Origin of the sequence: Pedobacter fastidiosus (genome assembly GCF_014306625.1) — a bacterium.
Lineage (GTDB): Bacteria > Bacteroidota > Bacteroidia > Sphingobacteriales > Sphingobacteriaceae > Pedobacter > Pedobacter fastidiosus.
The window spans coordinates 286,727-312,389 of record NZ_JACRYL010000003.1 but is presented as its reverse complement, the minus strand read 5'-3'; the positions used below and the strand labels follow the sequence as shown (position 1 = coordinate 312,389).

Annotated in this window: 22 protein-coding genes; 15 read left to right on the top strand and 7 right to left on the bottom strand. The window is 34.6% G+C overall.

The features are described from left to right. The first annotated feature begins 163 nt into the window (after positions 1 to 163). The 4 genes from H7U22_RS04955 to H7U22_RS04940 all read left to right on the top strand — a co-directional run bounded on the left by H7U22_RS04955 (position 164) and on the right by H7U22_RS04940 (position 3,454). On the top strand, positions 164 to 733 hold the full coding sequence (locus H7U22_RS04955) for an RNA polymerase sigma factor (RefSeq protein ID WP_187070239.1): 570 nt from the start codon (positions 164 to 166) through the stop codon (positions 731 to 733). Further along, positions 714 to 1,457: a hypothetical protein gene (locus H7U22_RS04950; RefSeq protein ID WP_187070238.1), complete on the top strand. Its 744-nt coding sequence runs from the start codon at positions 714 to 716 to the stop codon at positions 1,455 to 1,457. Before H7U22_RS04955 ends, H7U22_RS04950 begins: the two co-directional genes overlap by 20 nt. A gap of 73 nt (positions 1,458 to 1,530) precedes the next feature. Further along, the gene (locus H7U22_RS04945) at positions 1,531 to 2,343 is read left to right on the top strand and encodes an outer membrane beta-barrel protein (RefSeq protein WP_187070237.1); all 813 of its coding nucleotides are present in this window, start codon (positions 1,531 to 1,533) and stop codon (positions 2,341 to 2,343) included. A 118-nt stretch (positions 2,344 to 2,461) separates the two neighbouring features. Next, positions 2,462 to 3,454 carry an ABC transporter ATP-binding protein gene (locus H7U22_RS04940; protein ID WP_187070236.1) on the top strand — a complete coding sequence of 331 codons (993 nt, stop codon included), beginning with the start codon at positions 2,462 to 2,464 and terminating at the stop codon, positions 3,452 to 3,454. 5 nt (positions 3,455 to 3,459) lie between these two features. On the opposite strand, the gene H7U22_RS04935 is transcribed toward H7U22_RS04940, so the two are convergent. From H7U22_RS04935 to H7U22_RS04925, 3 genes are all read right to left on the bottom strand, one after another. Next, entirely contained in the window at positions 3,460 to 4,611 is a 1,152-nt protein-coding gene (locus tag H7U22_RS04935; protein ID WP_187070235.1) for a hypothetical protein, read from the bottom strand. 1 nt (position 4,612) lies between these two features. Further along, positions 4,613 to 5,050, bottom strand: coding sequence for a hypothetical protein (locus H7U22_RS04930; protein WP_187070234.1), 438 nt, complete (start codon positions 5,048 to 5,050; stop codon positions 4,613 to 4,615). 178 nt (positions 5,051 to 5,228) lie between these two features. Then, positions 5,229 to 5,645, bottom strand: coding sequence for a hypothetical protein (locus H7U22_RS04925; protein WP_187070233.1), 417 nt, complete (start codon positions 5,643 to 5,645; stop codon positions 5,229 to 5,231). A 135-nt stretch (positions 5,646 to 5,780) separates the two neighbouring features. Here H7U22_RS04925 and H7U22_RS04920 point away from each other — a divergent pair, with 135 nt between their 5' ends. The 11 genes from H7U22_RS04920 (at position 5,781) to H7U22_RS04870 (ending at position 20,717) form a co-directional block, all read left to right on the top strand. Continuing rightward, complete coding sequence (locus H7U22_RS04920; RefSeq protein WP_187070232.1) at positions 5,781 to 6,341, top strand: DUF4230 domain-containing protein; 561 nt, start codon at positions 5,781 to 5,783, stop codon at positions 6,339 to 6,341. 87 nt (positions 6,342 to 6,428) lie between these two features. Next, positions 6,429 to 6,992, top strand: coding sequence for an RNA polymerase sigma factor (locus H7U22_RS04915; protein ID WP_187070231.1), 564 nt, complete (start codon positions 6,429 to 6,431; stop codon positions 6,990 to 6,992). 128 nt (positions 6,993 to 7,120) lie between these two features. Next, on the top strand, positions 7,121 to 8,305 hold the full coding sequence (locus H7U22_RS04910) for a FecR family protein (RefSeq protein WP_187070230.1): 1,185 nt from the start codon (positions 7,121 to 7,123) through the stop codon (positions 8,303 to 8,305). A gap of 127 nt (positions 8,306 to 8,432) precedes the next feature. Continuing rightward, positions 8,433 to 11,936: a SusC/RagA family TonB-linked outer membrane protein gene (locus H7U22_RS04905; RefSeq protein WP_187070229.1), complete on the top strand. Its 3,504-nt coding sequence runs from the start codon at positions 8,433 to 8,435 to the stop codon at positions 11,934 to 11,936. Between the two features lie 12 nt (positions 11,937 to 11,948). Continuing rightward, the gene (locus H7U22_RS04900; RefSeq protein ID WP_187070228.1) at positions 11,949 to 13,391 is read left to right on the top strand and encodes a RagB/SusD family nutrient uptake outer membrane protein; all 1,443 of its coding nucleotides are present in this window, start codon (positions 11,949 to 11,951) and stop codon (positions 13,389 to 13,391) included. 25 nt (positions 13,392 to 13,416) lie between these two features. After that, entirely contained in the window at positions 13,417 to 14,226 is an 810-nt protein-coding gene (locus H7U22_RS04895; RefSeq protein ID WP_187070227.1) for a DUF4843 domain-containing protein, read from the top strand. Between the two features lie 72 nt (positions 14,227 to 14,298). Then, on the top strand, positions 14,299 to 15,798 hold the full coding sequence (locus H7U22_RS04890; RefSeq protein ID WP_187070226.1) for a PKD-like family lipoprotein: 1,500 nt from the start codon (positions 14,299 to 14,301) through the stop codon (positions 15,796 to 15,798). A gap of 171 nt (positions 15,799 to 15,969) precedes the next feature. After that, positions 15,970 to 18,267 carry a zinc-dependent metalloprotease gene (locus H7U22_RS04885; protein WP_222621795.1) on the top strand — a complete coding sequence of 766 codons (2,298 nt, stop codon included), beginning with the start codon at positions 15,970 to 15,972 and terminating at the stop codon, positions 18,265 to 18,267. Between the two features lie 18 nt (positions 18,268 to 18,285). Beyond that, positions 18,286 to 19,527, top strand: coding sequence for a thioredoxin family protein (locus tag H7U22_RS04880; RefSeq protein ID WP_187070224.1), 1,242 nt, complete (start codon positions 18,286 to 18,288; stop codon positions 19,525 to 19,527). A 32-nt stretch (positions 19,528 to 19,559) separates the two neighbouring features. Continuing rightward, positions 19,560 to 20,408: a hypothetical protein gene (locus tag H7U22_RS04875; protein WP_187070223.1), complete on the top strand. Its 849-nt coding sequence runs from the start codon at positions 19,560 to 19,562 to the stop codon at positions 20,406 to 20,408. 36 nt (positions 20,409 to 20,444) lie between these two features. Further along, positions 20,445 to 20,717 carry a hypothetical protein gene (locus H7U22_RS04870; RefSeq protein ID WP_187070222.1) on the top strand — a complete coding sequence of 91 codons (273 nt, stop codon included), beginning with the start codon at positions 20,445 to 20,447 and terminating at the stop codon, positions 20,715 to 20,717. A gap of 198 nt (positions 20,718 to 20,915) precedes the next feature. Here the strand turns inward: H7U22_RS04870 and H7U22_RS04865 are convergent, their stop codons facing one another. The 4 genes from H7U22_RS04865 to leuB form a co-directional block, all read right to left on the bottom strand. Next, on the bottom strand, positions 20,916 to 21,266 hold the full coding sequence (locus tag H7U22_RS04865; RefSeq protein ID WP_187070221.1) for a cupin domain-containing protein: 351 nt from the start codon (positions 21,264 to 21,266) through the stop codon (positions 20,916 to 20,918). Positions 21,267 to 21,464: 198 nt separating this feature from the next. Further along, positions 21,465 to 22,715: a threonine ammonia-lyase IlvA gene (gene ilvA, locus H7U22_RS04860; RefSeq protein ID WP_187070220.1), complete on the bottom strand. Its 1,251-nt coding sequence runs from the start codon at positions 22,713 to 22,715 to the stop codon at positions 21,465 to 21,467. Between the two features lie 317 nt (positions 22,716 to 23,032). Then, positions 23,033 to 24,538: a 2-isopropylmalate synthase gene (locus tag H7U22_RS04855; RefSeq protein ID WP_187070219.1), complete on the bottom strand. Its 1,506-nt coding sequence runs from the start codon at positions 24,536 to 24,538 to the stop codon at positions 23,033 to 23,035. Continuing rightward, positions 24,538 to 25,638, bottom strand: a complete 1,101-nt coding sequence (gene leuB, locus H7U22_RS04850; protein WP_187070218.1) for a 3-isopropylmalate dehydrogenase — start codon at positions 25,636 to 25,638, stop codon at positions 24,538 to 24,540. The genes H7U22_RS04855 and leuB overlap by 1 nt, the downstream gene beginning before the upstream one ends. Positions 25,639 to 25,663 lie beyond the last annotated feature (25 nt).

Below are 25,663 nucleotides of genomic sequence, written 5' to 3'. Positions count from 1 at the left end.
AAGCTACCTTGTTTCTAATGCTATCAAATTTATTTAGAAATAAATTGTAATTTATTTAGCTGTAAATCAGTGTTTTGAAAATTACTTTAACTTATTTTAACTTTTTTCTTCTCCCCATGCAACCATTGTTTGTAAATGCACATCTTCTATATACAAACACACAATGAAATTGACGCGAAGCTATACGATAAACGATTTGATGGAAGGCTGCAAAGCTGGCGACCGGAAGATGCAGGAGATGCTTTATAAGCAAACTGCTTCTAAAATGTTGGCCGTTTGCATACGCTACGCCAAAGATAGAATGGAGGCTGAAGATGTTTTGCAGATGGGCTACATCAAAATCTTCCAAAAAATTAAAGATTACAGAGGCGATGGTTCTTTTGAAGGCTGGATTAGAAGAGTAATGGTGAATACCGCAATTGAAAGTTACCGAAAAAATTTACGCAGCTTAAATGTGGTGGAAATAGATGAAGCTTACGAACAACCATCAACAGGCTTCGATTTTGGAACTTTGGGGATGCAGGATTTAATGAAAGTAATACAAAAATTGGCAGATGGTTACCGAATGGTTTTCAACATGTATGTGATTGAGGGTTACTCGCACAAAGAAATAGGAGAAACACTTGGAATCTCAGAAGGAGCAAGTAAATCTCAGTTATCGAGAGCGAGAGCAATATTAAAAGAAGAAATTATAAAAATGGAGGGATTTGGTTATGCAACCTATACAGGATAAGGATTTTGACAAATTATTTAAAGATGCTTTTGCGGATGCAGAAGTAACACCATCTAGGGACTTATGGAGCAGCATAGAAAGCGAAATTGAACCTAAGAAAAAAAGAATTGTACCAATTTATTGGTTATCTGCAGCCGCGGTTTTATTAATTGCTACAGTTGGGGTTTTAGTTTATCAACAACAAAATACGGCTAATCCAGATAAAAATCTTGCTAGCAATGGAAGGGAAAGCGTTAAGCCTGTTGTAAAAACAAATTCTGTTAAAGATTCTATTACACCAGCTTCTCAACCAATAGAAAGCCAAGTTGAAAGTACTTTACCTATTGCAACAAAACCTTCATCATCTATAGCTAAAACAATTGAAGTTAAACCACTAGAGAAGCAACGGATAGTTACAGCGCCCGAAATGCAAAAGCAAGACACATACATCGCTACAGTTGAAGTGCCGAGACAGGAAATAATTAAGAAAAAAATTGAAGAAGCTATTCAACAGCCTAAAGAAGAGGTGATTGCAATGGTTGAGACACCAGCAAATGACGTAGTTAACGAAAACGACCTAAGTAATAAAGGGATCCGTAATGTTGGCGATGTAGTAAATCTAATCGTAAACAAAGTTGATAAAAGAAAAGATAAGTTTATTCAATTCCGTACGGATGATGATGATTCTTCCCTTTCATCGATAAACATTGGTCCTTTTAAATTCGGGAAAAAGAATAAGAAATAACTAGGATTTAAGGATAATGCACCTTAACGAATGAACTAATGACAATTGAACATTTAAAATAAACACACAACATATGAAACATCTAATTTTTACAACACTTTTGGTAAGCGGGCTTGCCGGTGTTATGGCTCCAAGTGCTTTTGCACAGCAAGATACAGTAGCAAAAGACACAGTAATAAAAAAGAAAAGTAAGTACACTTTAAATATCGGAGGAGGGAACCTAATAACCAAAACTGCAGATTCGACACAGAACGCTAAAAAAGGTCGTTTCGTTGGTGGCATAACATTTACCAGAGTTGATTTAGGCTTCTCTAGATTAATTGATAATGGCGACTTTAACTTATCTCCAAACAATCAGTTTTTAGATTATAAAGGAGGCAAAACCAGTACATTCTCTTTTGATGTTCTGCAATTCGGATACCGTTTTAACTCTAACTTTAAAATTTATGTTGCAGGTGGTTTCGATTGGACTTTAATTCGCTTAAGAGATAACATTACCATTCAGAAAAACCAGCCAACGTTAACTTATGTAAATGAGAATATTGCTTTCTCTAAAAATCGTTTCTCGAGCAGTTATGTACACATTCCTTTAAACTTCGAGTTTCGTACAAAGGAAAGTAGTAAAGGAAAAAGATTCTATTTTGTTTTAGGTCCTGAGGTTAGCTTCTTGCTAAATGGAAAAGTAAAACAAATTAGCGATGAACGTGGAAAAGAAAAACAATATGATAGCTACCATTTCCAATCGGTTCGCTACGGAGGTACAATAAGATTTGGTTATGATGGTTTAGGTTTGTTTACTAAATATTACTTCAACGATATGTTTACCACACCTGCACAAGCCGGATTAAGAAACATGAGTTTCGGTATAACTTTCGGATTGAATTAAACACACACAACACATAAATAGTATAAATCCTGTTTCGGTTAGGCGAGACAGGATTTTTTGCGTAAAAACATTTTGCTGTAAGCTTTTGTCTTTCTCCTTTAAGCTTTATCTTTACTCTGTGAGCAATACCATAATTAGTGTTAAAAATTTAACCAAACAATATCAGGCAGAACAGGCTGGAGGTGTTAAAAATATTAGTTTCGAAATTAATAGGGGAGACGTTGTGGCTATAATTGGCGAGAGTGGAAGTGGGAAATCTACCTTATTAAAATCTATATATGGATTACTGAAGGCAGATGAAGGTGAAATATTTTTTGAAAATGAAAAAGTAAAAGGACCCGATGAACAGTTAATCCCTGGGCATAAACAGATGAAAATGGTTACCCAAGATTTTTCATTGAACATTTATGCCAAAGTTTATGATAATATCGCTTCACAATTATCCAATACAGATCTTAAAACCAAATCCGAAAAAACGCTTCAAATTATGGAGCATTTAAGGATTTTGCCCTTACAGAACAAAAAAATTATAGAGCTTAGTGGTGGCGAGCAACAACGCGTTGCAATTGCAAAAGCAATGGTCGCAGATACTCAGGTTTTGCTCTTAGATGAACCTTTTAGTCAGGTAGATGCTTTATTAAAAAATCAACTTCGTGCCGATATTAAGCGGGTTGCTTCAGAAACTGGCGTTACCGTAATTTTGGTTTCTCATGATCCTGCTGATGGATTATTCTTAGCCGATCAATTATTGATTATTAAGGATGGGAAACTCCTTCAAACCGGAAAACCATCAGATATTTATCAAAATCCAAAACACATTTATACTGCACAAATTTTGGGCAATGCTGTTGTTTTACCAAGATTAGATGCCGAAAAACTTGGCCTCAAAACCTATAAAGAGTTTGTGGTTTTTTATCCCGAATGGGCAGAAATGAGCAATAGTTGGAACAGTAGGCGTTATGAGGTAAAAGATGTTTATTACAAAGGGTTTTATGATGAACTTTTGTTAGAAAGAAACGGAGTGAATGTTCGTGCCTTGCAACTGAATAAAGGCGTGCATAAAAAAAACGACTCCGTTCAGTTGAACATCAGTCGTTTTCTGGAGTTTTAGAATTTTTAATAATAAGTTAAAACAAAATCTATTGGATTTACAGGGGGAGTATTTGTGCTATTTTTTACCGTAATTACAATATCATTGTTAAAAGTAGTATATGTATAGTTATTGCCTTGGTAAGCACCAGGTACAGCAATACTTTGTCTGCCTTGTTGACCAGGCCTTGGGCCATATGTTATATCTCCTAATAAATCTAAATATATAGTTTGTGATACATTCAGGTTTGAGATTACATCACTAAGATATATTGAATAACCGATCCCATCAGAATTTAGTGTCCACAAATTTGTTGGTATGCTAGGTGTTACTACATTTGGTCTTGTGGGATAAGCATATCCATTACTAGGTCTCACTACAACACCTGGTATTTCATATGCTGGATTCCAAGGATGGGGTTTGGGCACATTGGTATATGATGCTATATAACTCGGCCCTTCCTCTTCATAAGGCATTTCCGTTATTTTGATATTCTTTAAGTGAAAAATATTATCAATAATTATATCCGGAGCAGTGGGTGAAGAATCAAAAATTATTTTTAGAGCAGATTTTGCTTCAAGTGGTGAAAATTTAACTCGGTAAGTTTTATTCTCTATAGCAATGACACCATCAGCAATAAGTTTTGAATATCGGCCTACGCTTTTTTCAAATTGCATGTACCACTCCATACATGGATCGGGAGCATTTGTTACAAGAGCCGGATTATCATCAAGTTTTATCCAAAATACCCCATTGTACACCATTTTAGGTGAGCTTTCGTGTCCATCTGCCATATGATCATTAACACCGTTTAATTCAATTTCATAAGTTTTATTTGCTTTGAATGGGTATTCCACTGAAATTCCAACATTACATCTTTGCCCTGTTTTAGTATTTCCCCATGCATATAAACTCCATTTATATGTTGTTGATGTATTCGTATATACAGGAAATATATTTGAAACGCCTACTGATCTTAAATTATACCCATTTACAATCAATGGATTCGGCCCAAATTTGTTTGAACAGCCACTATTATCAAAATAATTTGGATTATAAGTTCCATCACCTGCATATGTTTGAGGAACTCTTGTGAAATCTAATATTGTCGTTTGAGAATATAAATTTTTTACAAAAAAAAGAAAAGTAACTGTTATAATTATTTTTAGAGTCTTCATGCTATTTTTTATAATATATTGTGTCAATTTTTTGAATTATTCCAATAACTTCTGTACGTTGTATAGACAATATATTATCTTCTATTCCTAAAACAGGAAATTTTTGAGGAACATCAAAAATATTATATTCCAAGAGAAAATTGTTTTTGGATGGATAAAGTTTATATGTGGATTTCTTGTAATTGGTGATTAAATAATTACTAGTGATGTTATAGCTTGGTAAATAATTTTTCACATGATCAGAACTATCAGAAATTATAAGTATTCTATCTTTATCTGTTATTCCAGAAACAATTTTATACGGAATCCAATTTCCAATTAAATCAGACTTATTTAACATTTTAGATTTTTTTCCTGGAATTATTGAACTCTCCTTTTTACAGGAGGCTACCAATAGGATTAGTGGAATTATCCACATGAATAAAAATTTGTTTTTCATAAATTTTTTTTTGCAAACATAACTATAAGTTTAGTAATACTACAAGAAATAAAATAATTAATATGTGATTATGTATTATTAATTTGTCTTAAAAAGAAAAACGACCATCTTTTATTTAAAGATGGTCGTTAATTATAATCGCCTTTTTATTTATTAAGAAATGGGTTTGTAATCAAGATTACAGGCTTGAAGTCACAATTACAACCCTTAGACCAATCGGTGCAGTTGGCTTTTTAGGAATCAATACATTGTCACCAGAGGTTTGGATATCTATAGTAATCGAACCTTTCCTTACAATATAACTGTAGGCTTGAGCATCAAATACCATTGGCAATTGTTTGTATTCATTTACCGAATTATCTGGATAGATGTAAACTAAAATACCATCGTTTCGAAAAGTCGCATCATCTATTTCGGGAAAACTAACCGTTGTAGATAATCTGGTATTGTTTTCAGAATAAACCCACTGATTTGCATTGATGACGGTTTCAATAGTTTGGTTCGGTAGTCCAGAATCTGGAACATAAACGTCTTTTTTGCACGACACCAGTCCGATTGTGGTGATGCAAAGGAGTAAAAATGTTAGCTTTTTCATGTGATTAGTGTTTATTTGTGTGTTTGTTATTTCGGTAATACAAAACAACTGCCAAAAATGCTACGAGGAAAATTGTGGTTTAATAATTGATTAAGCAGGATAAAATAATAAGAATTTTATCCTCATTTTTTTGATATGAAAACTGTTTTTCGAATTTTACCCTGGCTAATTTTAATAGTTGCCGGCTATTTATTTATCTCAAAAAAGTTTAGCATCAATACTTCAGTAGAAAGCAAACATCAGCTTTTAGTAGAGAGAATAGAGGCTATTGGTAAATTAGAGCTTGTTCGCTATCAAATTAGTGACGTACTGGAACACAAAAACAAAACAGATTTTTTGCCAGAAGCAAGCGTTTTGTTAATAGTTAAAGCAGAGGCTGTGGGTTGTATAGATTTAACTAAAATAACTAAAGAGGATATTGATATTGATGCAGATACAGCTGTAGTAAATTTACCACAGCCAGAGATTTGTTATGTAAAAATAGATCATAAAAACTCTCGCGTTTACGATACTAAAATGGCTTTCTTTCGTGAGGCTGGTTTGGTTGATGAAGCTTATAAGGCCGCAGAGAAGCAAGTAACAGCAGAAGTGAAAAAATCTAGCATTTTAAATCAAACTAAAACCAATGCTACAACTGTTTTAAAACCAATAATAGAAGGCTTGGGTTATAAAAACGTACGCTTTACTTTTGAGTAATTATAATCTGAATTGCTTTTCCTACATCATGGCGTAATTTTTTTGTTATGTTTTAATTAACTTAGCAATTGATTACGGCGTTGAATAATGGCTTCTTATAAATCGTATAGTGATGAGGAATTGGTTACTCTTTTGCAAAAAGGAGAAAGGCAAGCCTTTGATGAAATTTACGATCGGTTTTGGGATAAACTCTTTGTTACGGCAACCAATAGATTGGGTAATGCTGATGAAGCCGAAGATTTAGTGCAAGATATCATGCTTCGCCTTTGGAATAATTATGAAACACTTTTTATACAAACTTCTTTAAGTGCTTATTTGGCTATAGCCGTTAAATACGAGGTGATTAATTTTTTGGCAAAACAGAAGCGTTATCAAAGTTATGCTTCTTCCTCAGATTTATCTGAAATGGATAATAGTACAGAAGACTTTCTTCAATTAAAAGAATTACAAGGTCGGTTAGCAAAATTGGTAAAATCTTTACCTGAAAAAGGTCAAATGGCGTTTGTTTTAAGTCGCGAACAAGGATTATCACAAAAACAAATAGCTGAAAAGATGGGTATTTCGGAAAATACAGTAGAAACTCATCTTAGAAGAGCTGTAAAAAGACTTAGATCGGGATTGAAAACAATTTTATTTTCTTTTTTTATATAGAATTTGGTCAGATTTTATATTCTTAATAATTTAATTTCTATTTTTTTAAAAAATATTTTCAATCCTTGTCACGGAAACCTCGTTTTCAATTGGCTATATATTAAAGAGCCACAATACTTTATTCTTTTATGCAGGAAAAACCATACAATGAACGTTTAGAAATGCTTGCCGAAAAATGGCTTAATGGGAGCATTACATCTAACGAGGAACAAGAATTTGCAGATTGGTACAATCATTTTAATGATGAATGCGAAATTGTTATTGATAAACAATTTGCTAAAGATGAGTTGACTTTAAAAGCAAGAATTGCTTCAAAAATAAATGAGCGCATCAGCAATCTATATAAAATAGAAGTTCCTGTTCGTGTTAAAATTATTAATCAAATTTGGTTTAAGTATGCCTCGGCAGCTTGCATTTTAATTGCATTATCAATAGGAACATATTTTTTAGTGCTTAATAAATCGAAAACTGTTATATCTCCAGGCAATAGTTTGGTAAAGGATATCCAACCAGGCGGTAATAAAGCCATTCTTACTTTATCAAATGGAACACAGGTAGTTTTAGATAGTGCGAACAATGGAAAATTGGCTCAGCAGGGCAATGGAGAAATCAATAAACTTAATGATGGCCATATTGCTTATAATAATTTGAATGACGCGAATAAGGAGGTAGTATTCAATTCTTTAAGTACACCAAAAGGAGGTCAATATCAATTGAGTTTGCCCGATGGAACTCAGGTTTGGCTAAACTCAGCTTCATCAATAAAATACCCAACAAGCTTTAAAGGCAAAGAGAGAGTGGTAGAAATTACAGGCGAAGCTTATTTTGAAGTAGCCAAAAATAAAGCTATGCCTTTTAAAGTCCAGGTCAATCAATCCGTTGTTGAAGTTTTAGGTACTCATTTTAATGTAAATGCTTATGCGGATGAGGCCAGCACGAAAACAACCCTTTTAGAAGGGAGTGTTAAGGTTGAGGAACTTCAATCTCATCAATTTAAATTAATCAAGCCTGGTCAACAAGTTCAATTGTTAAAAACTGGATCAAGTATGTTGGTTAATAACAACGTAGATATAGATCAGATCATGGCTTGGAAAATTGGCTTTTTCGAATTTAGCAATACAGATTTACCAACAATCATGAGGCAGATTGGGCGATGGTATAATGTAGATGTTGAGTTTAAAGGAGCGATTAACTCAGAAGAATTTGGTGGTCGAATCAGTAAAAATCTGCCACTATCCAAAGTATTAAAATTATTAGAAACTAACGGTATAAAATTTAAGCTTGAAGAAAAAAGATTGATCGTTAACCCGTAAAAAATCCCCCTATTTCAGTTTAGCACATCCTGCAGCGGTTTTCAAGAAGTTGATTTCCGGTTGATGAATAACTATAGCCATTTTTTTAAACTATTTATTCAACTATAACCAACCAAACTATCAAACTATGCAGTTAAAATTACTTAATGTTAATGCTCATGTAAGTTGTTGTAATCCATCGAAATCAAAAACACCTGTAAAAAGGGCATTTAGGGTTTTTAAATTATCGATGTTTTTCTTGCTCTTACCATGGCTTGCCGTGTACGCCCAGGCGCAGGCACAAACGGTTACACTAAAAATGCAAAATGTTTCTTTGCAAAAGGTAATCAAAGAAATCTCTAAGCAAACCAAAGTATCTGTGGTTTACAATGAGGCAATGTTTACAGGCGCTAAACCTGTTAGTGTAAATGTTAATCAAGCCTCTATAAGTGAAGTGCTCGATAAATGTTTTGCCGATCAGCCGTTTAGCTATGAAATCCAAGATGGAACTTTTGTTATTAGAAGAACCGATCAAAAGCCTGAACCTAAAAGTGTAGGCAAAGCTACTTTTGGATTTATTCAAGGTGTGGTTAAAGATGATCGGAAACAACCCGTAGAAGGTGTAAACGTGGCCATACCCAGTTTAAAAATGGCTACGGTTACAGGAAAAGACGGGTCTTATAATTTTAGCAGAGTTCCTTACGGAAAACACACTTTGATTTTAAGTTACATCGGTTTTGATAAAAAGCAACTAGATGTTGATGTAAGCAAAAGCACTGTAACGGCAAATGTCTCTATTAAAGAATCAGACAATACCATGGAGGATGTGGTGGTAAATGGTATTTTCAGTCGCCCAAAAGCCAATTTTACAGGATCGGCTACGAGTTTTACTGGCGATCAACTACGAGAAATAAGCCCGACAAGTATTTTAACCGCATTAAAAACATTAGATGCATCATTTCAAATGCCTACCGATGATATCAACGGATCCAATCCAAATGTAATACCAAGAGTGCAGTTACGTGGAAGCAATAGTATTGCACAAACCGATTTGCAAAGTGAGTATGGTTATATCAGTAATCCGCCGCTAATTATTATAGATGGTTTCGAATCTACCTTGCAAAAGGTGTATGATATGGACATTAATAGAATTGCCAAAATCACGCTCTTAAAAGACGCCGCTGCAACGGCAATTTATGGTTCAAAATCTGCAAATGGAGTAATGGTAATTGAAACTAAACAGCCAAAACCAGGTGAGTTGGATATCATGTACACAGCCAACTTAACTGTAAATCTGCCAGATTTAACCAGTTTTAATTTAATGAATGCCGAAGAGAAACTTAATTATGAACGAATTGCAGGTCTTTACAAGGATCCAAATTTCGTTACTCAAAATCGATTAACAAACTTATATAATCTAAAGCTTCGCAATATCCAAAACGGCGTAAATACCTATTGGTTATCTCAACCATTGCACCCAGAATTTAATCAGGCACACAGCATCAACTTAAGTGCTGGTACCGAGCGGTTTGTGTATCAGCTAAATGTTAATTATGGTAAAAATGGTGGGATAATGAAAGGATCCAATCGTGATAATTTAGCGGGTAACTTAAACATGAAGTACAAGTATAAAGGTTTAAGTTTTCAATATCAGTTCTCTTTAGGCTCAACAACCAGCAATAATTCGCCCTATGGTGATTTTAGCCAATATTCAAAGTTAAATCCATATTGGACAAAAACAGGGCAAAATGGCCAAATTTCTAAATATGTAGATAATTATATTCTTAATGACATTAATGGAAATCCTGTTTCTCTAGATGGACGTGTTCCAACAGAAATTAATCCATTATGGAATACCACACTAAATACTGTTGATAATGCTAAGCAATTAAGTATGGGGCATAATGTATATGCTGAATATGCGATTACACCAGAATTTAAATTGAATGGAACATTTACCATTCAAAATAGTACAGGCGAAACCAATAAATTTTTACCACGTGCTGCATCACAGTTTTTTGGTCCTGGTAATTTTTCTGATAAAGGAAGTTATGATAAGACGAATAGCACAGACAGAAGCACACAGGCAAGTTTTAATATAAACTATGGTAAGGTGATGGGGCAACACACTGTTTATGCAACTTTTGGTACAAATATACAAGAGGGTAGTGGAGAATCATTAACCATTAAAACGAAGGGCTTTGCCAGCGATCGATTGGATGATATCTCTTTTGCGCTAAAATATAATGGAGAGAAGCCAGATGGCAGTTATCAAATAAACCGAACAGTAGGCTTCTACGGCAATACCAGTTACGCTTTTGATAATCGTTATTTACTTGATGGCTCTTTCCGTATCGATGGTTCATCTGTATTTGGTGCAGATAATCGCTTTGGTAAACTATGGTCAGTTGGTGCTGCTTGGAATGTACATAAAGAAAAACTTTTTAAACTTCCAAAAGTGATTAACCAGTTAAAGTTGCGTGGAAGTTATGGTTTTACAGGCTCTGTTAATTTCGATAGTTTCGCTTCAACAACTACTTACAAATACAACACCTCTGGTCAGTATTTAGATTTTATTCCCACAAGTTTAATTGCTGCGGGTAATCCAGATCTAAAATGGCAACGCACCAAGAAATTAAATTTAGGTGCAGATTTAGGTTTATTTAACAATCGTTTGATGGTTAATTTTAACTATTACAACGAAATAACTGATGATTTAATTATGGCCAACCCCGCCGCTCCATCATCAGGTTTTAGCAGTTTTCAAAATAATTTGGGAAAAACCAAGAATACAGGTTATGACATCAGTTTAAGTGCTTTTATTATAAAAAATCCGGATAGACAACTTTTCTGGAATGTATCCACCAGTTGGTATCACAATAAAAATACGCTGTTAGAAATAACTGATGTTTTGCGTAATCAAAATAAAGTGATTACTGATAGTTTAGCAAAACAAACATCTTCAGCTCCATTTTTACAATACAAAGAAGGATCAAGTATAAGTACTTTATATGCGGTAAGATCATTAGGGATTGATCCGAGTAATGGTTACGAGATCTTCTTAACCAAAGATGGTAAGCAAACCTACATTTGGAACGTTTTAGATCAAGTTGCGCTTGGCGATTTGCAACCAAAATTCAACATTACTTTTAACAATCATTTTCAATATAAGTGGCTTAAATTAAATTTTGGCTTAAATGTAGTTTTAGGTGGCGTAAAGTACAACACAACGCTTGCTGATAAATTAGAAAGTGCCGATGTTAACTACAATGTTGATCGGAGAGCACTAGATGGGCGCTGGCAAAACCCTGGTGATGTTGCAGATTACAAAGGCTTAACCACGTTAGATGGTTACCATCGTACCGATGTTCAAAAAGTAATTACTTCGAGGTTTGTGCGCAAAAATGCAGCAATAGAATTAACAGGACTTTCTCTAGATCCCGGTGCATTGCTATCAAAATACATCACCAAGTTTAGCAACAAGGTAATCGAAAAAGTGAATAGCAGTATGAAAAATAAAGTCAAATCAGATATGATTGACGTTAAATTTTATATGAACAATGCTTTTAGCTTATTCAGCCAAGAAAAGGAAAGAGGAACCTCTTATCCACTCAACAGAACTTACGCATTTAACATAACCCTTCACTTATAATAGAAGAATATTATGAAAAAATTAATAGTAATTGTAGTTCTCGTAACCGTTATATTTTCAGGTTGCAAGAAATTTCTAGATGTAAAATCAAAAACCGATGTTGTTCAGAGCGATCTTTTTAGCAATGAACAGGGTTTTAAAGATGCAACTGCAGGCGTTTATTATAAAATGACTGCTGGCCAACTTTACGGAGATAAGTTAACCATGAGTTTTATGGATGTTATTGCCCGTAGATACGATATTCGTGGTAATCAATATCACAACGATGAATATGGTACAATTTATGATCAACCAGGCAACTATACAGATGAACACATCAAAAATATTATCTCAGATATATGGGAGAATATGTACAACGCAATTGCCAACACAAATAATATTTTGGCAAATATTGATGCTAAAAAAGATGTTTTTTCCGAAAACAATTATAATTTGATTAAAGGGGAAGCGCTTGGTCTAAGAGCATACATGCATTTCGATTTATTGCGCATGTTTGGTCAATCTTATTTAGTTGGAGACGATAAAGCAAGTATTCCTTACGTTTCTATATTTACTGCGAAAGTTGTTACGCCATTATCTACAGTAAAACAAGTAACAGATAGTGTAATTAAAGATTTAAATGCAGCAGAGGTTTTGTTAAAAGGTGATGATCTAAAAAGTAGCTCTTCGGATAACTCATGGCTAAATAACCGTAAGTGTCATTTTAATTATTTAGCCGTAGAAGCTACGCTTGCAAGAGTTTACTTGTATCGTGGAGATAAGGTAAATGCGCTTTTACATGCTAAAAATGTAATTGCTAACAATAGGTTAAGATTTATTAACGAAAATGAAATAAACGGTCGTGACAAAATTGATTATACGTTTACGCCAGAACAAATTTTTTCTTTAAATAAGGTCGATTTCGCAACCACAACCCAAATTTCATTCTATTTTAATGGAACTAACGGTGGTACTTCCTTAACAAATAAAGTTGGTAGGGGAGGAAACACAGATGAGGCGGTAGAGCATATTTACGAGATCGTAAATGGTAGTGGAAGTACAGATTTTAGGTATAACTACTTATGGAGATTATATAGTAATGATATTTTCCCTGCTAAGTTTTGGCAAGATGGTGCTAAAGAAAAAGGTTTAGTACCGTTAATTAGATTGCCAGAAATGTATTACATCGCTGCTGAGGCCAGTTCTTCAACTGTTGAAGGTATTGGTTATCTAAATTCAGTAAGGAAAAGTAGAGGACTCAGACTTTTACCACCAGATTTAAGCACAGATGATTTAAAAACTGAAATTTTTAAAGAATATCAAAAGGAATTTTACTGCGAAGGCCAACTGTTTTATTACTACAAAAGGCTAAACCTTAACGAAATGTTAGATAATGACAACGTTAATAAAGTGCCTACAGCCGGAGTTTATGTATTCCCGTTGCCTGATTTAGAAATCCTTAATGGTAACCGTTAATCTTAGTCATTTAAAAATATCCATTATGAAATATTCAAATAAAACATATATAAATATAATTGCAATCTGCTTTTTTGCAGTTATAATCGGCTTGTTTTCCTCATGTAAAAAGAATAATAATGTGCCCGCAGCAAGCTATCAAGACGGTGCTTATTTTCTGGTGCCTCAAGTAAAGAGTACAAGTGGTGTTTCTCCTGTAATACGTCACTTTACAAAAAACTATTCATTTTATTTTCTAGGAGATTCAACCATCTTGAAAGACACCATTTGGTTGCCACAAGTACGTATTTTAGGTAATGTTTCTGATCACGATAGAACACTTAAAATTTCCGTAGTTGATACCGGCACAACTGCAATTGCGGGCAAACATTATAAATTGTTGAACTACATAATTCCTGCTGGTTCTTTTGTGTCTAAAAAACTTGGTGTAGAGGTTTATCGCACTGCAGATTTAGGAAATAATACCCTAAAATTAATGTTAAGGTTAGAACCGAATACTGATTTTCCAGCCCTAATGGTTGGTAATTCAATCTCTTATGATAATAATTATTTTACGGGAGATACCTATACAATTAACATAAGTAATAAACTAATTGAACCACCATATTGGGAAGCATTTGTAGACAAAGGATTAGGTGAGTTTAGCACCGTTAAATACCAGTTTATAGTAGATGTTTTGCCCGTTTATTTTGGTACTAATCCAGATACTTCAATTGATCTAGCCAACTATGTAGTCGTCTATCAATCAAGGTTAAGTGATGCATTAGAGGCTTACAATAATGCTCATCCAAATGATAAACTAAAAGATGAAAACGGTAATGAGATTTATTTTTAACCATCTCCGAATTATAAATAATTTTCAAACATTTATCCGTCAAATTAACGGTTAGATATAAATGATATTAAGATGAAATCTAATTTAAATAATTACAACAATTGGCTCAAAAATATAAAAGCCAACAATGTTCGAAAAACATTAATTATACTTTGTTTAACAGCTTTTTTCTTCACTTCTTGCTATAAGGATAAAGGGAATTATGATTATAAAATTCCGAATGATGTAGCCATAACAATTGCAGATTCTGTTGTTGTTCTACAGGGCGATCAGCTTAAAATAACACCGGTTTTAAATCAAAAAGTTGCGGCAAACGAAAGTGGCTTAAATTTCGAATGGAGTTTGGCCGTTGCCGGTAAAACAGTTGCAGACTCTACTTATCAAGTGCTTGCCAAAACGCGGAACTTGGATATTAGTACCGTTGATATTAAAACAAAAAGAGATTATTATACCTTGAATTATAGAATTACAAATAATGAAACAGGTGTTGTTTATCGCAAGCTGATTAAATTATTTGTTACAACAAATTACCAAACAGGGTGGCTTATTTTAGATCAATCTGGCTCTACAGCCGATTTAAATTTTATAAATCCAGATCAAGAAAAGGCATATTATAAACTATTTTCAAAAGTTAATACTGGTACAAACTTACCACTTTCTACACATCATGCCTATTCATTTTATGTTCCTTACTCAGATCCAGAAATTGCTTTTTCTACAGTAATCTATGGTAATGAAGGGTATTTAATAGATAACGGGAGTTTTAAAATATTATCTAATTTCTCTTCTTTATTTTTTAGCAAACCAGCAGTGATAAAACCAGAATTTATGCACCAAAATCTGGGTAACAATGTAAGCTTAATTAATAACGGAAAACTGTATTATATGAATGTATCTGCTGGGTCTATTAAGTTTGGCGATGAATATAAAAGCTATGATGCTAATGGATACACCCTAGCGGCTCAGGCATTTCCATATTATAGAGGTTCAGGAATGTTTTTTGATAATTTAAATCACCGTTTTATAAGAGATAGCTATATAAGCACAACTTTTGCAACTTCTACTATGGCTTTTGATCCATCATATACAGCATTTGATCCCATTAATATTGATCCTAATCATGAATTGCTAACAATCGGCAAGATTGGGTCCATTTACAACAGCACTCTAATTGCAATTTTTAAAGATAAAACAAATAATTCCTGCTATATCTATGGTATGGAGGGCGGTTATAAACCAACTCTATTTAAAGCAGTAGAAAACAGTCCTGATATGTATTTGAGTGTTGGGTTTGCTTATGCTCCTTCTCGCAACCAAATGTATTATGCTGTAGGCAACGTTTTATATCAATATGATGTGCTCAGCAATAATTCATTGGTTGCTTATACTTTTCCAGCGGGTGAGGATGTAACTGCCCTACAGACAAAAAATAGCGAATCTATTGCTGTTGCAACTTCCAATGGCAGTAATGGAACGGTTTATACCTTTGATATAGAAGCTACAGGTGAGGTAACCTTCAAAAATAAATACGAAAACTTCGGGAAGGTTAAAGATATAAATTACCGATACTAAAAATGTGGCTTACCCTTTTATTTGGGGTAGGCCATATTTTTTTAACTAACGAACCACATAAATTTTCCTGCAACCTAAACCAACATGCTGAAGATAACCCATTCAGGATTCATTAATTACGCTCTCAAAAAATACATCATCATTAAAATTAGAATATCATCAGCATTGCTGATGATATTCCTTATTACAACATTACCTGCCTCAGCACAACAAGAAAAACTGGCCGGGCAACTTGTCTCATTTAATAAATTGATTTCAAGTGGTGCTAAAATAAGTAGAGGCTTTTTTACCACTTATCATCAAAATGATAAATTTTATTTTGAAATACCCGATAGTATGCTGGGTAGAGATATAGTGGTTGTAAACCGTGTGGTAAAGGCAGTAGCAGAAACCATCGTAACCGGAGATCAGTTAAATGACCAAAAAGTAATTCGTTTTGATAAAAGTGTTAAGAATAAATTAATACTCTATGCGCCGAGTTATAAATCAGTACCAAAGGATACAAGTTCGGGTATTTATTCGGCAATAAGCAGATCTAACTTACCAGCAATAATTACAACTTTTGATGTTAAAGCCTACACCCAAAATTTACATGGAAGTGTAATTGATGTAACCGCTTTTATTACCAATAATGAGCTTTTTGGAGGGGCTGACAGTTTAATCACATCAGTTAAAGCTTTTTCTGACAATATAGAGATTCAAGCACTCAAAACCAATTCATCAGAAGTTAATACCTCACTTTTATTGTTACCAAAAGTACCCATGCAGGCAAGGTACTTTGATGATCGTATTGGCTATTTTAATACGAGCGCTATAAACTTTGAAGTAAATGGAATTAACGAAGTTAAGCTCATTCGGCGTAGGCGATTAGAACCTAAGGCTGAAGATTGGGATAAATATAAGCATGGAGAGTTGGTAGAACCAAAAAAACCCATTGTTTTTTACATCGATCCGGCAACACCCAAAAAATGGATCCCATATTTAATTCAGGGCGTAAACGATTGGCAACCTGTTTTAGAAAAAGCAGGTTTTAAAAATGCAATTTTTGGTAAAATTGCTCCAACGCCACTCGAAGATAGTACTTGGAGTTTGCAAGACGCTGCACATTCGGCAATTGTTTATAAACCTTCTACGGGCGATGTAAATGCACCAAACATTTATGATCCACGAAGTGGCGAACTGCTAGAAAGCCATATAAACTGGGCACATGGTATTATGAAAGTTATCCACGATACTTACTTTATTCAGGCTGCGGTAAACGATCCAAAAGCTCGGCACATGAATTTTGACGATGAACTGATGGGACAATTGATCAGAGTAATTATTTCTCATGAAATTGGGCATACACTTGGCCTTTTGCACAATATGGGCGCAAGTTCTACTGTACCAGTAGAGAAATTAAGGGATAAAGTTTACGTTGAAGAACATGGGCATACACCTTCGATAATGGATTATTCGCGATTTAATTATGTTGCCCAGCCTGAAGATGGAATTACTGGAAAAGACCTTTTTCCAAGAATAGGTGATTATGATCAATGGGCAATTGAATGGGGTTATCGCCTTTTTCCTCAATTTAAAACTCCAGCTGAAGAACAAAATTATTTAGCAGAATGGGCCTCAGAAAAATTAAAAAACCCAAGTTTAATTTATTTAAAAGGAGACGATTCCAATGAAAATGATCCAAGGGCACAAAAGGAGGATTTAGGAGATAATGCCATGAAAGCTGGAGAATATGGAATTAAAAATTTACAAAGACTTGTACCCAATTTAATTAATTGGACAAAAGAACCGAATAAAAATTTTACCGATTTAACCAACATGTACCACGAAATAATCGGATATACGCCAAATGGCAATCCTTTTGGGCAATATGTTAATTATATAGAGCATGTATTAAAAAATATTGGTGGCATTTATAATACGCCTAGAGTTGCAAACGATACCATAGCTGTTTATCAATATGTGCCCAAAATGAAACAAAAGGAAGCGGTTGCATTTTTGAATAAATACCTTTTTGCTACACCATACTGGTTACTGGATAAAGATGTGTTAGCCCGGACTGGCGATAATCCACTTTTGATTGTTGGTACATTACAAAATGTAATGTTCAATAAACTAATTAATACCAAACTCGATTTAACATTCAGAGCAGAAGCATCCTTAGGAGATGAAGCTTATACCGCTAATGAATTGTTAAACGATTTGAAATTAGGTATCTGGAGCGAATTGATAAATAATAAACCTATAACAATATATAGGCGGAGCTTACAAAAAACATATATATACTTTTTAACAAGTATGCTAGGCAATCCTCAATATTCAAAGGACTTATCCTGTATTGCTAGAGAAAATTTAGAAATACTGAGAAAAGATATTTCCATAGCGATACCAAAAACAACAAACCAAAGTTCAAAGGCACATTTAAACGAAGTAGCCAGAAGAATAGATAAAGCACTAAAAATCAATTAAAAAACAACAAAACAACAAATGAAAAAACTAAGCATTTTATTATTACTTATTTTGCCTTTTTTGGTAAAGGCACAAGATAAGGGCATCCATTTTGAACATGGATTAACATGGGAACAGGTTAAGGCAAAAGCAAAGGCAGAAAATAAATTGATATTTATCGATTGTTTTGCCACTTGGTGTGGCCCATGCAAAATGATGAGCAATAATGTTTTTCCACAAGCAAAAGCTGGCGATTTTTTTAATAAGAATTTTATCAGTGTTAAGTTGCAATTCGATAAAACTGCAAAGGATAATGAAGACGTTAAGGCTTGGCATCCAGTTGCAGATGATATTGAGAAAAAATATGTGATCAAGGCATTTCCAACTTTTCTATTTTTTAATGGTGATGGGGAAGCCGTTCATAGAATAGTTGGAGCATCTTCTACAGCTGATGAATTTGTGGCCTTAGCTCAAGATGCAATCGATCCATCCAAACAATATTATACTGTTTCGAAAAAGTATAATGCTGGTGATAGAGAACCTGCATTAATTAGAAATATGGCCATTGCTATGCTTAAGGAAGGAAACGACTCAACTGCTATGGTATTAACATCGGAATATTTTGCCACACAAAAATCGATGTTTACTAAAGATAATATAGAAATGATCACCTATTTTACCCGCAGTAGTACTGATAATGGCTTTAAATTCTTCTATAACAATATGGCTAAGGTAGATTCTGTATCGGGCGCTGAAGCAACAGCAAATATTCTTAAACCAATTATTGAGGAAGAAGAAATTAATTCAAAAGTGCTTTCGAATGGCAGTAAAACTGATTGGGAATTGGTTAAGAAAAATGCGATGGACAAATATCCTAAAATGGCTAACTATGTAGATAAGATGGTTATTTCTAGTAAGATTAGATATTACTCTAATATAGCTGATTGGAAAAATTTTGCACAAGCAGCTGTAGATTATATGAAAACTTATGGTCAAGATGCTTCACCAGAAACCTTAAACAATTTAGCTTGGGATGTTTTTAAAAATTGTAAGGATACCATTTATTTAAGCGAAGCAGCCAACTGGAGCAAAACATCTTTTAAGAATAACAACAATCCTGTTTATATGGATACGTATGCCAATATTCTGTATAAACTTGGTAAAAAGAAAGATGCGATAACAGTTGAGAATAAAGCAGTAGTTTTGGCCGGAAAATCCAATAATGCAAGTTATATCGCAACGTTAGAAAAAATGAAAAAAGGTTTAAAAACTTGGGAATAGAGTCTAGAAATATCAATCATACCTCAATAAATATGTTATCAAAAAAAATATCCCTACTGTTGATTTTGCTTGGAATTTCTTCCACGCAATTAATATATGGTCAACACTTAACTAAAAACGAAGCAGATGCTTTTGAAAGTGCCGAGATAAGCAAAGAATTAGCAAAATACAAACAAAGTACAGGTGATAAATGGAAAACCAATGTGGTTTTATATAAGGATTTGGTAATGAAATACGACTATAAAATCTTTGGAAAGAAACCTGAAACTGGTAGAAGTTTATTTATTTCATTACATGGAGGAGGTAATGCTCCAGCAGAAGTTAATGATCAGCAGTGGCAAAATCAACACCTTTTATATACTCCGGCAGAAGGGGTTTATCTCGTGCCACGTGCACCAACAAATACATGGAACCTTTGGCACGAAGATCACATAGATAATATGCTCGATTCCGTTATTAAAAGAGCTGTTATTTTCCTTGGCGTAAATCCGAACAAGGTTTACATTATGGGCTATTCTGCTGGAGGGGATGGTGTATTTCAGCTGGCTCCAAGAATGGCAGATCGGTGGGCTGCTGCGGCAATGATGGCTGGTCATCCAGGAGATGCTTCTGCTTTACCATTGAGGAATTTGCCTTTTACTGCATTTGTTGGTGGTGCAGATTCTGCCTACAACCGAAATAAATTGGTTAAAGCTTGGGGAGAGAAATTGGATAGCTTAAAATTGATAGATACTGCGGGATACACACATTCTACAACAGTTTATGAAGGTTTGCCACATTGGATGAATAGAAAGGATACCATTGCTTTAGATTGGATGGCAAAATATACTAGAAACCCCTTACCTAAGAAAATAAACTGGGTTCAGGATGATCGGCACTAAAGCGATTTTTATTGGCTCGGTACCGACTCAACGGGTTTGAAGACAGGAGATTTAGCTGCAGTTTCTTTAAAAGAGAATACCATTACCATCGAGCATAATGATGATGAAACGCTATTTATTTATTTAAACGATAAAATGCTCAATCTCGATAAAGCAATTAAAGTTTTATATAAAGGGAAGGTTGTTTTTAAAGGAAAAGTAAATCGTACAGCTAAAACAATTAGAGAAACCATAACTAAACGGCTAGATCCAAATATGGTTTTTAGCGCAAAGCTGGAAGTAAAAAACGGGAGCGTAAAAAGTTTATAATTTTAAAAGAGAGCGGTTAAAGAATGTTGCTTTAAAATGTAGAAGTTTTAGTTTAGTGGCAACATCAGCAATTAAAAGGTTAGGTATTTAATTTCTTTAACCCTCTCTTTATTTCAAAAAAACCTTGCTAAATAAGTTGGCATTCAAAAAAATGGGGTAATTAACTTTAATGCTCGAAGATTTTTTAGCTAGTAAAAATTATTTCAAAAAATCCTCACGATGCGGATTAAAAATATCAACTAAAAGTCCTGCTTCTAAACAAACTACACCATGAAATACCATCGTTGGAGCAAAAAATACATCTCCTTCGTTCAGCACTTTTTTATCATTGCCCATTGTAACTTCGAAACTTCCTTTAGCTACGTAACTCATTTGTAAGTGTGGATGATTATGAATTGTTCCAATCGCATCTTTTTCAAACGCTACTTTAACCAACATTAGGCTGTCATCGTAAGCCATAATTTTACGCTTAACGCCAAGCCCTAAGGCCTCCCAATCTAAATCGTTATCGGTTATTAATGTTTTGTTTGTTAAATTTTTGAAGTTCATATCTCTTTATTTTTGCTTTGTTAGGTCTGTCATTCTGAACGCAGTGAAGAATCCCTAACAATTAATACTGCTAGAACATACTGCACTAACATTTTTTTTGCGGTGGTTTAATTGACGATTGTATTTCATCGCTTGTAGATTCTTCGTGCCTCAGAATGACAGCAAGATTAAACTTTAAAGGCTTTACTTTCTGTTCCCTTAAACCAAATATTCAAACAAAGTCTGGTCTTGATTCAACTCAATAATTTCGAATTTAAACTCTTTCATTCTCTCTAGCAAACTTGCGTAATCATCCTTATTGGTTAATTCGATACCCACTAAAGCAGGTCCATTTTCTTTATTGGTTTTTTTAATAAACTCAAAACGGGTAATATCATCATGTGGACCTAAAACCTCATTTACAAAGAGTTTTAAAGCCCCTGGTCTTTGTGGGAAACGGACAATAAAGTAATGTTTTAGACCTTCAAAAAGCAAAGATTTCTCTTTAATTTCCTGCATCCGTTCGATATCATTATTGCCTCCACTAATCACACACACTATGTTTTTGCCAACAATTTGATCTTTTACTTGCTCTAAAGCTGCAACAGATAACGCACCAGCAGGTTCTACAACAATGGCATCTTCATTATAAAGCTTTAAAATGGTGGTACAAATTTGCCCTTCAGGGATTAGGTAGGTAGAGCTTAAAAGTTCCTGACAATATTTATAGGTTATCCAGCCCATTCTTTTTACTGCCGCACCATCTACAAATCGTTCTATGTTTTCAACGGTTATTGGTCCGCCATTTTTAAGAGCTTCGCTTAATGAAGGCGCACCCATGGGCTCAACACCGAATATTTTTACAGAGGGTTTTACCGTTTGCAGGTAGGCACTAACACCCGAGGCTAAACCGCCCCCGCCTACAGGTACAATTATGGCATCTAACTCAGGTAAATCCTGAAAAATTTCCATTGCAACAGTGGCCTGTCCTTCAATTATTTTATCGTCGTCAAAAGGCGGAATGAATGTCGATGATTTTTCTTCACAATAAATTAAGGCTTCTTTTAAACAATCATCAAAGGTGTCGCCAACTAAAATAATTTCAATATTGTCGCCACCAAACATATTTACCTGCTTAATTTTCTGTTTGGGGGTTATCTCAGGCATAAAAATTACGCCTTTAATGTTTAATTTTTTGCAAGAATAAGCTACACCTTGAGCATGATTACCAGCGCTGGCACAAACAATCCCATTTTTTAATGCATCAGCATTTAAAGTGCTTATCTTATTATAGGCACCACGCAATTTGTAAGAACGCACAATTTGTAAATCTTCTCTTTTAAGATAAATATTTGCATTGTATTTTAACGATAGTCCTTCATTAAACTCAAGAGGAGTGCGTTTTACAACGCCTTCTAAAGTTTTAAAAGCGCCTTCAAAATCGAAAGTATTTTTTATTGTGTTAGTCATTTTTTTAACCCCAAACCCCTAAAGGGGCTTTTAGTATTGTGTTTTATTTGTTTATTTTTTTGAAAAGCTAGTTCAGTGCTTTTTGGTCATTTAAGTCCTGCTATTCGTTGCAATCTTTTTTAAAACTTCTGTCATGCTGAGGCACGAAGCATGACAGCATATTCAGGGTTGCTGCACGCAAAAAGTATTTCCACTGCTATCAGGTTTAAGTTTCAGGCGTCATTGCGAGGTACGAAGCAATCCTAAAGCGAAAGATACTAACCCATAGTTTTAAGATTGCTTCGTGCCTCGCAATGATGAGTGTGTTAACTTTAGCCTTACAAAAACTTATTAATTGCATCCAAATATGCATTGGCTGATGCCTTCACAATATCCGTACTGAAACCAAAACCAACGAAAGATTTACCATTATAATCTACCTTCATGTTAACCTTGCTCACATCATCACTTCCACCGTGCATCGCCTGGATGGTAAATTCTTTAAGCGTAATATCTTTATCGATTATACTTACAATCGCATTTATAGTTGCATCAACAGGGCCGTTTCCTTCAGCTTTTGCTTCTTTAACAACGCCTTCGTATTGCAATTTAATATTTGCAGTAGGTTTTTCCTGATCACCACAAACCACCTGAAGCAAGTTTAATTTATAGCCATTTTTGTACGATTCTGTTTCGCCATTACTCATTAAGAAAAGTAAATCATCATCGCTAATGTCTTTTTTCTCATCGGCCAAAACCAAGAAACGTTCGTAAACATCATCAATATTAATTTTCTCAATATCATAATCTAAACGTTCTAAATGGTGTTTTAATGCATGCCGACCGCTACGAGCAGTTAAAATAATGTCCGCACTGTTTAAGCCAACATCTTCAGGGTTGATGATTTCATAGTTTTCACGGTGTTTCAAAAATCCATCTTGATGAATCCCTGAACTATGCGCAAAAGCATTTTTTCCAACAATTGCTTTGTTCGGTTGTACCGGCATGTGCATCATACGGCTTACCATTCCGCTAATCTCAGTAAAATGTTTACTGTTAATTCCTGTATGTAAACCTAAAGCATGTGTTTTCAAAATCATTGAAACCTCTTCTAAAGCCGTGTTTCCAGCCCTTTCGCCAATTCCGTTGATGGTACATTCAATTTGGCGTGCACCATTTAAAACACCGGCAATACTGTTTGCTGTTGCAACACCTAAATCGTTGTGGCAGTGAACAGAGATTATGGCTTGATCGATATTTTTAACGTTTTCTTTTAGATAAAGAATTTTCGAACCATACTGGTCTGGCAAACAATAACCGTTGGTATCTGGAATATTTACTACAGTTGCACCAGCTGCAATAACGGCTTCAATCATTTGTGCTAAAAAGGCATTATCTGCTCTTCCTGCATCTTCAGCATAGAATTCTACATCTTCAACAAATTTCTTGGCATACTTAACAGCCTCAACCGCTCTTTCTAAAATCTTTTCACGGGTACTGTTAAACTTATATTGGATGTGCATATCTGATGCGCCAATTCCGGTGTGGATTCGCGGGTATTTTGCGTACTTCAAAGATTCTGCAGCAACATCGATATCACCTTTAATTGCACGGGTTAAAGCACAAATTGTTGGGTTTTTAATGGCTTTAGATAACTCTACCACACTTTGGAAATCGCCAGGACTTGAGATTGGGAAACCGGCTTCAATTACATCAACGCCAAGCAATTCAAGTGCTTTCGCAATTTCAATTTTTTGATTGGTATCTAATTGGCATCCGGGGACTTGTTCGCCATCGCGTAAGGTGGTATCGAAAATATATACTTTATTCGGGTCGTGTATCATTATGCTTGGTTTGTTGTGGTTAATTTTTGGGATAAAAATTTCATTACCAATTTACCCATTTCAGCTGTACCTAAAACTTTAAATCGGTTGGTAGTTTGGTCGGCAATATCATGTGTTCTAAAGCCTTCTTTCAGCACTTGGTCAATCGTGTCAACCAATAGTTTTGCTTCTTCTTTAAGGCCGAAACCAATTTCGAGCATGAGGGCTGCGGATAGGATAGAGGCTAGCGGATTGGCTAGGTCTTTCCCAGCAATATCGTGTGCAGAACCGTGGATAGGCTCAAAGAAACCTGTACTTTCACCAACAGATGCCGACGCCAACATACCCATAGAACCTGCAATTTGTGAGGCTTCATCTGTAAGAATATCTCCAAATAAATTCGCGGTTAAAACCACATCAAATTTCTTAGGATTTTTAATCAATTGCATCGCTGCATTATCGATAAACATATGTTCTGTTTCTACATCTGGATATTGTTTTGCAATTTCCTGAACTGTTTCTCGCCATAAACGAGAGCTTTCCAAAACGTTCGCTTTATCAACAGAACATAGTCTTTTACTACGTTGTTGTGCGGCTTGATATGCTTTATGTGCAATACGTTCCACTTCGTAACGGTGATAAATCATTAAATCGGAAGCTGTATTTCTATCTTCTGAACGGATTTTTTCACCAAAGTAAACATCACCAGTTAACTCACGGAAGAACAAAATATCTGTTCCTCTTAAAATTTCTGCTTTAATACTTGAGGCCTGAAGAAGTTCATCAAATAGTAATATTGGGCGGAGATTTGCAAACAAGCCAAGTTCCTTGCGAATCTTTAATAAACCTTGTTCTGGTCTAACTTTTAAGCTTGGGTCGTTGTCGTACATGGCATGACCGATTGCACCAAAGAGAATTGCATCACTTTTTCTTGCTTTTTCTAAAGTTTCATCAGGCAATGGTTCGCCAGTAACTTCAATAGCTGCATGTCCCATTAGTGCTTCATCGAACACAAATTCATGTCCAAAAATCTCAGCGATTTTCTCTAATGCTGCTTTTCCCCATGTGGTAACTTCGGGGCCAATACCATCGCCAGGTATTACTAAAATGTTCTTCTTCATTATATTATATTTGCCGTCATTGCGA

Excerpts from the sequence above, each read along its gene's own strand:
- H7U22_RS04955 (WP_187070239.1), top strand. The coding sequence starts at position 164 with ATGAAATTGACGCGAAGCTATACGATAAACGATTTGATGGAAGGCTGC.
- H7U22_RS04950 (WP_187070238.1), top strand. The coding sequence starts at position 714 with ATGCAACCTATACAGGATAAGGATTTTGACAAATTATTTAAAGATGCT.
- H7U22_RS04945 (WP_187070237.1), top strand. The coding sequence starts at position 1,531 with ATGAAACATCTAATTTTTACAACACTTTTGGTAAGCGGGCTTGCCGGT.
- H7U22_RS04935 (WP_187070235.1), bottom strand. The coding sequence starts at position 4,611 with ATGAAGACTCTAAAAATAATTATAACAGTTACTTTTCTTTTTTTTGTA.
- H7U22_RS04930 (WP_187070234.1), bottom strand. The coding sequence starts at position 5,050 with ATGAAAAACAAATTTTTATTCATGTGGATAATTCCACTAATCCTATTG.
- H7U22_RS04925 (WP_187070233.1), bottom strand. The coding sequence starts at position 5,645 with ATGAAAAAGCTAACATTTTTACTCCTTTGCATCACCACAATCGGACTG.
- H7U22_RS04920 (WP_187070232.1), top strand. The coding sequence starts at position 5,781 with ATGAAAACTGTTTTTCGAATTTTACCCTGGCTAATTTTAATAGTTGCC.
- H7U22_RS04915 (WP_187070231.1), top strand. The coding sequence starts at position 6,429 with ATGGCTTCTTATAAATCGTATAGTGATGAGGAATTGGTTACTCTTTTG.
- H7U22_RS04910 (WP_187070230.1), top strand. The coding sequence starts at position 7,121 with ATGCAGGAAAAACCATACAATGAACGTTTAGAAATGCTTGCCGAAAAA.
- H7U22_RS04905 (WP_187070229.1), top strand. The coding sequence starts at position 8,433 with ATGCAGTTAAAATTACTTAATGTTAATGCTCATGTAAGTTGTTGTAAT.
- H7U22_RS04900 (WP_187070228.1), top strand. The coding sequence starts at position 11,949 with ATGAAAAAATTAATAGTAATTGTAGTTCTCGTAACCGTTATATTTTCA.
- H7U22_RS04895 (WP_187070227.1), top strand. The coding sequence starts at position 13,417 with ATGAAATATTCAAATAAAACATATATAAATATAATTGCAATCTGCTTT.
- H7U22_RS04890 (WP_187070226.1), top strand. The coding sequence starts at position 14,299 with ATGAAATCTAATTTAAATAATTACAACAATTGGCTCAAAAATATAAAA.
- H7U22_RS04885 (WP_222621795.1), top strand. The coding sequence starts at position 15,970 with ATGATATTCCTTATTACAACATTACCTGCCTCAGCACAACAAGAAAAA.
- H7U22_RS04880 (WP_187070224.1), top strand. The coding sequence starts at position 18,286 with ATGAAAAAACTAAGCATTTTATTATTACTTATTTTGCCTTTTTTGGTA.
- H7U22_RS04875 (WP_187070223.1), top strand. The coding sequence starts at position 19,560 with ATGTTATCAAAAAAAATATCCCTACTGTTGATTTTGCTTGGAATTTCT.
- H7U22_RS04865 (WP_187070221.1), bottom strand. The coding sequence starts at position 21,266 with ATGAACTTCAAAAATTTAACAAACAAAACATTAATAACCGATAACGAT.
- ilvA (WP_187070220.1), bottom strand. The coding sequence starts at position 22,715 with ATGACTAACACAATAAAAAATACTTTCGATTTTGAAGGCGCTTTTAAA.
- H7U22_RS04855 (WP_187070219.1), bottom strand. The coding sequence starts at position 24,538 with ATGATACACGACCCGAATAAAGTATATATTTTCGATACCACCTTACGC.
- leuB (WP_187070218.1), bottom strand. The coding sequence starts at position 25,638 with ATGAAGAAGAACATTTTAGTAATACCTGGCGATGGTATTGGCCCCGAA.